Origin of the sequence: Pseudomonas sp. 2822-17, from assembly GCF_002742485.1 — a bacterium.
GTDB lineage: Bacteria > Pseudomonadota > Gammaproteobacteria > Pseudomonadales > Pseudomonadaceae > Aquipseudomonas > Aquipseudomonas cyclaminis.
In genome coordinates this window covers 1-314 of sequence record NZ_LJRZ01000352.1, presented here as the reverse complement: position 1 = coordinate 314, position 314 = coordinate 1, and the positions used below count along the sequence as shown (strand labels likewise).

The window sequence follows — 314 nt, the reverse complement described above, 5'->3', positions numbered from 1 at the left end:
AGATTGAAATGATGAAGCTGAAAGGGTGAATGATTTTGGCAACATTCTTACCATTCATTAGTACACTTTTTATTGCATTAAGTGCTGTATTTGTTGCAATTGGCTGGTACTTTATTGCAAAACGGAATATTGAGTCTCATAAAAAGGCTATGTTTTGGGCAGCAATTCTCGCCTGTATATTTTTTATCACTTACTTATCCAAGACTTTCTTTATTGGTAGTACTTCCTTCGGTGGACCTGATAATGTAGCATCATTTTATCATGTTTTTCTTATCATACATATTTTCTTTGCCACTTTAGCGGCAGTATTAGGA

The 314-nt window shown here is 34.1% G+C and carries 1 protein-coding gene; it reads left to right on the top strand.

Annotated elements, in window-relative coordinates:
* Positions 1-29: 29 nt before the first annotated feature.
* The coding region (locus AOA60_RS09280; protein ID WP_178075338.1) for a DUF420 domain-containing protein at positions 30-314 on the top strand (285 nt) is incomplete at its 3' end.